Below are 9715 nucleotides of genomic sequence, written 5' to 3'. Positions count from 1 at the left end.
CGTTTCCGGCTCTGCCGGAAGCGCCTAAACCGGGCGTGCCGGGATCGCCGCCCGGCGCACCTGAGCCGCCTGCACCACCGTTGGAAGTCGTAATCGTGTTGTTTTGAATTGTGGCCAGGGAGGTTCCTGTAAGTAGAATACCAATCGAGCCACCACCGCCACCACCGCCGAAGCCGCCTAAACCACCCAGTCCACCGGCTCCACCGCCGCCGCCGCTCGCGCCCTTGGCGAGAGCCGCTCCCCCACCGCCACCACCGCCTCCTCCCCCGCCATTAGACCCCGCTTGGCCGTTTGTACCGGAAGAAGCCATATATAATCCCGAACCGATCGAACCAAAAGATGATCCGCCGGTCCCATTGACTCCTACTGCGGACCCTTGGCCGCCGGCGCCGCCATTTCCACCGGCGCCGCCCAGTACACCTCTGCTGGCCCCACCGTCTCCGCCGGGCCCCTCGCCGTTCCCACCATCATCGCACTTTACCGAGCACCCGTCGCCGCCATTGCCGCCACTCATGCCGGTCTGAAAGCCTCCATTCCCTCCTTGGGTGCTCACGCACGAGATGAGATCACAGCCGGCATTAGTAGCATCAGCCCCGGGTGAACCGTCGGGCGACTTCGCAGGCGTTCCGGGCTTAGAGCGGTTCGGCCCGGCCGCACCCTTACCCGCCTGGATTTGGTTGTTGGTAATGACGATGCCGGTAGCGTTGTGAAGACTGATGGCTATCGAACTGCCGCCGGCAGCGACGGCATCGGCGCTGCGAATAGTAAACCCGTCGATGCTCACCGAATCGGCATCACCCACACGGACGGCCATCGGCCCGCCGTTGATAGTGGTCACGGCATTGGCGAGATCGCGCGTGAAAGTCCCGTTCTTGTAGCCGCCGAACAGGCCTACCTTGCTGTCCAGGTTGAGGCTCTCATTGTACGTTCCTTCGGCCACGAATACCCGGCCGCCGGCCAGCCCGGCCGTGTCTATGGCCCTTTGAATTGTCGCGAACGGCGCCCCAATCCCACCGGTGTTGGCGTCATTTCCACTGGTGACGCTGACAAAGAAGTCAGTCGCCAGATACCGGGGCCCGGTGATTTTGTCCGTGGTTTCATCCGAGGAGCACCCTATCAGCACCGCCGCTATCGTAAGCATGAGCAGCGCCGCCAGGTGCGAGTTGCGAGTGGACATAGCACACTCCTTTTCGGTTGAGATTAACACCCACAGTAGAAGGACCAGGTAGCAGCCCTCGCAAGAAGACATTACCGGGACAGGCCTGCCCGCTCGGCCCATTTGGAGAAAAATAGGCATAGCGGGTCTACGCAGTCCAATTTACCGGATGTACGTCAGGAGTTCTACGGCTGCCGCAGACAATGTAATTGCCTAATTCTGCACCCCGTTGCCTGCGGCGGGCTGCCCGTTTTCGGCATCGCACCTGCGGAAACGGTAACCGACTCCGCGGACGGTTTCGATGCACTCTCCGGCTGCTCCGAGTTTTCGCCGAAGACTGGTGATGTGAACATCGACTACCCGGTCAGTCGCAATGTACCCTTCGCCCCTCACCTCATCCAGTATTTGGTACCTGGTGAAAACCCAGCCGGGAGATTTGGCCAGTGCGTGTAATATTCGAAATTCAGTCAAAGAAAGCTCCACCTCTTTTCCTCCGACCAAGACTGTGTGTGGTCCCGGCAGAATTTCAAGGCAATCCATTTTGAGCGGAGTAAGATCGTGGACTTGCAAATCCCGATGGCGGCGCAAGAGTGCTCTGACCCTGGCCACCATCACGGACGGACTAAACGGTTTCGTGACATAGTCTTCGGCCCCCAGTTCCAATCCGGAGACGACGTCTGCGTCTTCGGCAAGTGCCGTCACCATCAGTACCGGCACATGCCGCAGACTCTGATCGGCCTTGAGCAACCTGCAGAACTGAAAGCCGTCCATCCCCGGCAACATAACGTCAAGAATTATCAGGTGAAATGACCGGCTGCGCAAAAGCGGTAAGGCCTGCTCGGCTGAGCTTGCCAGAGTGACCTCATACCCCTTGCGGCTCAAATTGTATTGAATCAGATGCTGTAGATCCGACTCATCTTCGATGACCAGTATTTGTTCGTTCACGACTTAAGCCCCACTTCCGACTGCCAATTCAGGCCTGCCGGGCGGATCGTAGACCCCCCAGGTTAAGGTTTGATTAAGATTCCTTCAGCTTTCAGTGCACTTTTTGTGACCCGGCCCGTGGGGTAAACGCTCATCACAGGGGGTGACCGGATAACCTCTTGTCTGACAACGAAAGCGAATCTTTATGGCGGCTTAATAGTCGTTTAATACGCGCCCTGCTTCTTTGCCGCGGATTTGCAGAATAAGCGTCCGTGGCAGGACGGTAATTGAATTCACTCAGGAGGTACAGGATGTTGGCAGGAACACACGCAGCACAGAGAAAGGCAGGATCCAAGAGACTCACCACGGGTCTGCTGCTGGTACTACTCGCCATTTGCCTGGCAGGCGAAGAAGCTGCAGGTCAAACACACGCCAAAGACGAAGGCAAAGTGCATGGTCGCGTGACAGAACAAGAAACCGGACAACCACTCATAGGCGTGACGGTGGCCCTGCGCGGCACGAAGCTCGGTGCCTTCACGGATCTCGAGGGATTCTTCGAGATCACGGGGGTTCCATCAGGCTCGTACACTCTCGTTGCCACCAGCGTAGGCTTCGACACCGCTACCGTCACGCCAATCTTGATTAAAGCGGGCGAGACAACCGAAGTGTCACTGAAGCTCGCCGAGGTCATGCTCGAAGTCCAGGGGATGACGGTTACGGGCAAGGCGAGCCAAAACACCGACGCTTCGGTAATGAAGAAGCGCCGGGAATCCACAGCCGTGCAGGACGGCATCAGTGCACAAGAGATCGCCAGGACCGGAAGCGGAGATGCCGCTGATGCAGCCCGTAGAGTTGTAGGGGCCTCTGTCGTCGACGGACGCTACGTGTATGTGCGTGGGCTTGGTGGTCGTTACACCAATACGATGCTCAACGGGACCCCGTTACCGAGCCCCGACCCGGACAAACAGGGAGCCCCCATGGATTTGATTCCGGCCAATCTGCTGGATAATATCATTGTCTCCAAATCTTTCACCCCTGACAAACCCGGGGATTTCGCCGGCGGAAGTGTCGACCTCAACACGCGTGACTTTCCTGAACAGCGAGCGATCAGCTTCTCAACCTCGACCTCGTACAATTCCAATACTACCGGCAACAATGATGTACTGACGTACGAGGGCGGTTCGAAGGACTGGATGGGAACCGACGACGGGACACGTGATTATGTTCCCGACTATCTCATGGACCCGCAGTACCGTACGGTCACACCTTCATCTGCGGGACGGGATACCACTCTTGCCCTCCAGCTTGATCGCGACAGCAAGGCCATAAGTTCCGGCATGAAGCCGAGCTATCGAACCGCGCCGCTGAATCAATCCTATGCGGTTTCTTTGGGCGATACCAGGAAGCTGTTTGGCCGCGATCTCGGGGTGAATGCCAGCTTCAGCTACAGCCGCAATCACTCGTCCTACACCGACGGGGTCCGCTCACGTTGGACCCTAAACGTCGGGAGTCCCATGGATCTGCAGGGGAACTACACAGAGAAGTACGGAAAAGATGAAGTGCTCTGGAGCGGATTCGGGCACGCCGCCTACCGCTTTGCGGAAAACCACAAGCTGAGCGCGGCATACACAAGCACGCGGAACGCCGAGTCTACGACCAAGTACTTCGAGGGTTACTACTACAACACCGGTTCCGACGGGGTCTTTCGCTCCTGGTCGCTTCAGTACAACGAGCGACGCCTCACCAGCCTTCAGGTGCAGGGCGATCATAAACAGCTCCTGGGCGGGCCTGACTTGTCGTGGAAGATCGCCGATACGCGCATCACTCAGGATGAACCCGATCGCCGCCTTTTCGCCGATGAAGCTCTGCCGATAGGTGAAGGTGTCGATACTTCTTACAACGTATTCGGTAACGACCTGCCGAAGCACTACTTCCGCTACATCACGGAGCGAAACCGCAGTGGTCAGGTAGATCTGGCAGTACCATTCGAGCAGTGGAGTGGGCTCCTCGCTAAGTTCAAGGCAGGAGTGTCATTCGTTCACAAGACGCGCGATTTCAGGGAGCGCAAGTTCCAAATGAATACGCCGCGCGTAATTGATCCCCTATATGCGATTAAGTACAGCGGCGACCCCGATGAGTACTTCGCGCCGGAGAACATCGGCATGCTCGCAGATACGTCGGCGGATCGGTATATAGACCTGGGCATAAGCTGGTCTGCAGGTACGGACCCTGAGGGATTCTATTCCGCCACCCAGGATATTGCAGGCACCTATGCCATGGTCGAGATGCCCATCTGGTCGAGAATGCTGCTGATCACCGGACTGCGGTATGAAACCACCAGAATGAATCTCGACCGGCTTTTTGTCAGCGACGACACCACCGATCTGGTAGACGGCCACAATCTGCTCCCGTCAGTCAACTTCGTCTATCACCCGCACGATAAGATGAACGTGCGCGCCGCGTTCGGTCGGACGCTGGCTCGTCCTTCGTTCCGCGAACTGTCGCCTTTCCCCACGTTGGAAGCGATCGGGGGCAACTTCGTATACGGCAACGATTCGCTCAAATACACCGAGATCGATAATTACGACCTCCGCTGGGAGTGGTTCCCTCGCGCCGGTGAGTTACTGGCTGTCAGCCTCTTTTACAAGAAACTCACAAATCCTATTGAGATCGCAATGAAGGGTCAGAACGACAGTGAGACCTGGGAGAACGCCAAGGAAGGCGAGCTGGTAGGCCTCGAACTGGAAGTCAAGCAGCGCCTTGACAGGCTGCACAAACTCCTTCGGAACTTGCAAGTCGGCGGTAACTACAGTCTGATAGATGCACATCGGACACTGAGCGAGGCGGACCTCGCGGCTGAGCGGATCCTCAATCCGGGCGCCGACGACCAGGGACCGTTTTTTAACCAGTCGAGATACATCATCAATGCCGAAGTCAGCTACCTGCGCCAGTCCAGCGGAACCGCAGTATCGCTCCTCTACAACCGGTTCGGCAAACGACTGGTCAAAGTGACGTATAGTTACAACCCTGATGTCTGGGAACTGCCGGAGTCGACAATTGACCTCACCCTCTGCCAGAGGATCTGGCGCGGCATGACCATGAAAGCCGCTGCCAAGAACCTCACCGATAAGGAGACGCACTGGGTGCAGTTCAACGATGGCAAGCAGTTCGACTGCGCCAGGTACTCGTACGGCCGCACGTTTTCAATAGGGATGACTTATCAACTGTAGGCGGCGGACACTGAGGTCTTTGGTCCTAAACGTGCAAGCTGGATACTGATGAAGATGATGAAGATAGGAGATTGCTTGATGATGCTGCAATGCATGAGAGCCCACCGGGCGCCCAACCGGTCGCGCGGCGATTTTCAATCGCAGTCTCCAACATTGGACGATACGCAGGTGATAACCCCAACCAGGAGGCTTTCCAGAAGTGACACAATCTCTTTGCTTGCGGACACGGTCTCGCACTGTGCCGGCAATTGGAACTGCTGATTATGACCAAAAACCCTATTGGAGGAATCGATGCTTCGCAAACTGATCTTCGCGCTTATCGCCTTTGCCTGTCCCGCGATCGCGCTCGCTAACGGGAAAGTTGTTGAGGCGGGAAAGCCGGTAAAAGTCGTCACGGATGCTGACATAACCGGCATCACGGTATGGTCATCCGATACCGTCTGGAACATGAACGGATTTCTGTTTGTCGAATCCGGTGAGATACTAATTATCGAACCGGGCACCATTATTAAAGGTAACCCGGGACAGGGAACCGAGGCCACCGCGCTGGTCGTCGCACGAGGCGGAAAGATCTACGCCGAAGGAACTCCTGAGTACCCGATCATATTCACGTCAATCGATGACAATGTAGACGATCCGAATGATATCCCGCTCGGACCTGCCGGCAAAGGGCTCTGGGGGTCAGTGCTGATACTGGGCAACGCCACGGTCACAACGGCCACCGGCACGGCCCAAATTGAAGGTATACCCGAGACTGAGCCACGCGCGAACTTCGGAGGCACCGATCCGAATGACAACTCCGGGGTGTTCCGCTACGTTTCCCTGCGCCACGGCGGCTCCATTATCGGGTCGGCCAACGAGATCAACGGACTTACCCTGGGAGGTGTCGGCCGCGGCACCCGCATTGACCATGTCGAAGCGTTCATGAACCTCGACGATGGATTCGAGTTTTTCGGCGGCACCGTCAATACCAGCTACCTGGCGACCGTTTTCTGCGATGACGACGGTTTCGACTGGGACTTTGGCTTCAACGGGTCAGGCCAGTTCTGGTTCGGCCTGAAAGATACCCCGCTGCCGTCATCCGGTTCGCGCGGACACGAGATGGACTACTGCACGCCGGGTGGCTGTATCGCGGCCCCGGGCAGTTGGCCGTACGTTGCCAACGTGACGTTCTTCGGATCCGGGCGCACTTCCGGTGATGCCAATAATGATCGCTCGCATGACTTCCGCAGCGGTTCCGGCGGCTACTTCTACAATAGCATTTACGAAGATTGGGCGAACAATGGTGTAAACGTCGGTTCTGCTTCAACCGGATTCATTGGCACACAGTTGGTCTTCCAGGGCAACCTCTTCTACGATTTTGGCGCCTATGTATCATCGCTCGCCGACATAACCGCGCCCGCGGCCATGGACGCATACATCGTTGGCGCCAATTCCTACACTGCCGGAACCAACGTCGTTTCCATCAGCCGCGCCCAGGACAATGGTCTGGACCCGCGGCCGGTAGGCAGCGCGCTTTCCGGCGCGGTATCCGTTACCGATCCCAACGGCTACATAGTCGCTACGTCCTACCGTGGCGCATTCGAGCCGACCGTGCGTCCCTGGCTCTGCGGCTGGTCCGCAACGTCTTTCTACAACATCCTGAGCCAGTGCGAATCCGCACCGGTCTGCAGCCTCACCGATAACGGCAAGCCGGTCGTGGTCTTTGACGACGCTGACATGTCCGGCACGGTAGCATGGAATCAGGACGAAGTCATCAATTTGAGTGGCTTTGTGTACGTCGAAAACGGCGAAGAGCTCATTATCGGCCCCGGCACGATCATTAAGGGTGACCCGGGCCAGGGTGTCGACGCCACCGCTCTGATAGTCGCTCGCGGCGGGAAGATCTACGCCACCGGTGCGGCCGATCTCCCAATCGTGTTTACATCGATTGACGACGATATCGATGACAAGTTTGACATACCGCTCGGCGTCGCCGGCAAGGGTCTTTGGGGGTCGGTCATAATTCTCGGCAGCGCCCCCGTCACAACAGCCAGCGGCACAGCCCAGATTGAAGGCATACCTGAGACTGAGCCTCGCGGCAACTTTGGCGGTGCCGTGCCCGGTGACAATTCCGGTGTGTTCCGCTATGTATCGCTCCGTCACGGCGGCTCAATTATCGGCGCAGCCAACGAGATTAACGGCCTCACCATGGGCGGCGTCGGCAACGGCACCGTTATTGACCACGTCGAAGCGTACCAGAATCTTGATGACGGCTTTGAATTCTTCGGCGGTACGGTAAATACCAGCTACCTGGTTACGGCTTTCTGCGACGATGACGGTTTTGACTGGGACTTCGGCTACAGCGGTTCCGGCCAGTTCTGGTTCTGCATCAAGGACGCCACCCTGCCGTCCTCCGGCAGCCGCGGTTTCGAGATGGATTACTGCACGCCGGGCGGTTGCATCGCGGCACCAGGCAACTGGCCGCATATCTCGAATGTGACTTCGTACGGCTCGGGCGTCGCTTCGGCGGAGACTGACAACGACGTAGCCTTCGCGTTTCGCAGCGGCTCGGGCGGTCACTTCTACAACAGCATCATCACTGACTACGCCAAGAAGGCCGTCAACGCCAACAACGCTGCTTCACTGGCTATCCTCGGCACGGGGCTGACCATCGAAAACACTTACTTTTCGAACTTCGGCGACGGGACTGACTGGACCTCGCTTTCGGTCGGATCCGGCGTGGACTCGTACATGGCTGCAAATAACTCGCTCCTTCTCGCTGATCCCCTGGCTCGCGGCATCAGCCGCGACCAGGATCAGCTGCTTGATCCTCGCCCATCGGCATGCAGCCCTGCGGCGACCACCTTCCAGGTCGTGACCGACCCTAACGCCTATATACAGACCGTGGGGTTCTCCGGCGCCTTCGATCCGAATGTCCCGCTTGAGCAGTCCTGGGCCGCCGGCTGGACATTCCTGTCGTGCGGCGAACACTTCGGCGAGCAGCCCGCGTATAGCTGCGGTTGCTGCGAGGGGCGCGTAGGTGATGCGAATCAGTCGATGGAAGACGAACCGACTATCGGCGACGTAACAGTTATGATTGATGCCAAGTTCATATCCGGCACTTGCGACGGGATTTTAACCTGCCTGGATGAGGCGGACATCAATCAGTCAGCAGTCGGCGCCGTGACCTGCAATGACATTTCGATAGGCGACATCACGGTCCTCATAGACTACCTCTTCATAACCGGTCCAGCACTCGGTCTTCCTAATTGCCTATAGGGACTATCCTGTCCTTGTATCCTGACAGCCACCCCGGCGCGTGCCGGGGTGGCATTTGTTTGTGATTGACCAGATGCGGAACTTCATCGGCCCCGAACGCACTCTTCCCGATTTGCCGGTGAATCCACCCTTTTGATCCGACCTGGACATGGCAAGGTCAATTCGGCGCGCTGGAAGTCAAAAATACCGGACCGTCGACTTTCTCGAACTTGATCCTCGCTGTTACAGGGTCGCTTCAAAAAAAAACAGTTGTCACCAGCAACGGGAGGTGCGTATAGCCACCAGAGCAGTCGGGTCAGGGATACCATATGGATTCAGCAAGGCTATTGGATCTACCCCATCCAACCAAACCGCCTAAGGGTGAAGTAGCGTGCATGACATTGTGGGGGTTGTTGACCGGCTGCGCATTGGCGGTAGTACGAATGACTCAGCCGGCGAGCTTTATCCAAAGAAACTGCCTCCAACCGGCGATTCAGGCAATTATGAGTGCCGCGATGGTTGTGGTTGTCATCAGGGCGACCGCTGCGATTCTTTCTGCATGAACTGTTTTAACCTGACGAATAAGCGAGGCCTACATCTTTACACGGACTGCCCAGCCCACCAGACACCCCCGGTAACCGTCCGTTCAGCTCATAGAACCGAGACATTTATGAAACCACAAACCGAACACCACGGGTGCGCCGGTAGATGCCCTCTTTCGGGAGTCTGCGCCACGCACACGCCCTCTCCTTGTTGCTGGGCTGTCCACGCGAGTTGATGCTCATCATGAAGGCACCAATCAGTGAACACTGGCGGTCTCTGACGCCGCGTCAAGCATGGGCCTCGATCGCGCTGGCTATGCTGCTGGAGCTGCCGGTGCGATGGATCGTCCGACCTGACATGCCGTTCCTGCGCCCCGGAAACCCCTGGTTCAACCTCCAGCTCCGGATTGCCAACGAGCTTGGATTCGTTCTTGTCGTAATCGCCGGGGCCATAGTACTAAGAGCACGACCGTCGGCCTGGGGGGTTGCCCTGCGAAGATGGACCCGATGGGAGTGGATCGCATTTGCAACGATCGGGGCGATCGAACTCGCGATAGTAATCGCCGCCGCGGGAGCTCGATGGCCGCGTCTCGCTGAAGCAGGGTTCCTGGGATCGGGTCTCT

At 57.7% G+C, this 9715-nt stretch carries 5 protein-coding genes; 3 read left to right on the top strand and 2 right to left on the bottom strand.

What is annotated here, in order from left to right; genetic code table 11:
• Positions 1-1177: hypothetical protein (locus AB1772_12615; protein MEW5797183.1), on the bottom strand; the 1177-nt coding region annotated here is incomplete at its 3' end.
• Between the two features lie 192 nt (positions 1178-1369).
• A complete protein-coding gene (locus tag AB1772_12610; protein ID MEW5797182.1) occupies positions 1370-2101 on the bottom strand; it encodes a response regulator transcription factor in 732 nt (243 codons plus the stop codon).
• Positions 2102-2391: 290 nt separating this feature from the next.
• Here AB1772_12610 and AB1772_12605 point away from each other — a divergent pair, with 290 nt between their 5' ends.
• The 3 genes from AB1772_12605 to AB1772_12595 all read left to right on the top strand — a co-directional run.
• On the top strand, positions 2392-5310 hold the full coding sequence (locus AB1772_12605; protein ID MEW5797181.1) for a TonB-dependent receptor: 2919 nt from the start codon (positions 2392-2394) through the stop codon (positions 5308-5310).
• A 291-nt stretch (positions 5311-5601) separates the two neighbouring features.
• Complete coding sequence (locus AB1772_12600; GenBank protein ID MEW5797180.1) at positions 5602-8571, top strand: hypothetical protein; 2970 nt, start codon at positions 5602-5604, stop codon at positions 8569-8571.
• 765 nt (positions 8572-9336) lie between these two features.
• Positions 9337-9715, top strand: a 379-nt coding sequence (locus AB1772_12595; GenBank protein ID MEW5797179.1) for a hypothetical protein, incomplete at its 3' end; no start/stop codon positions are given.

This window comes from Candidatus Zixiibacteriota bacterium (assembly GCA_040752815.1).
In the GTDB taxonomy this organism is placed as follows: Bacteria; Zixibacteria; MSB-5A5; order GN15; family FEB-12; genus JAGGTI01.
Note: the sequence above shows the minus strand (reverse complement) of the source record. Positions and strands in the feature narration are given on the sequence as shown.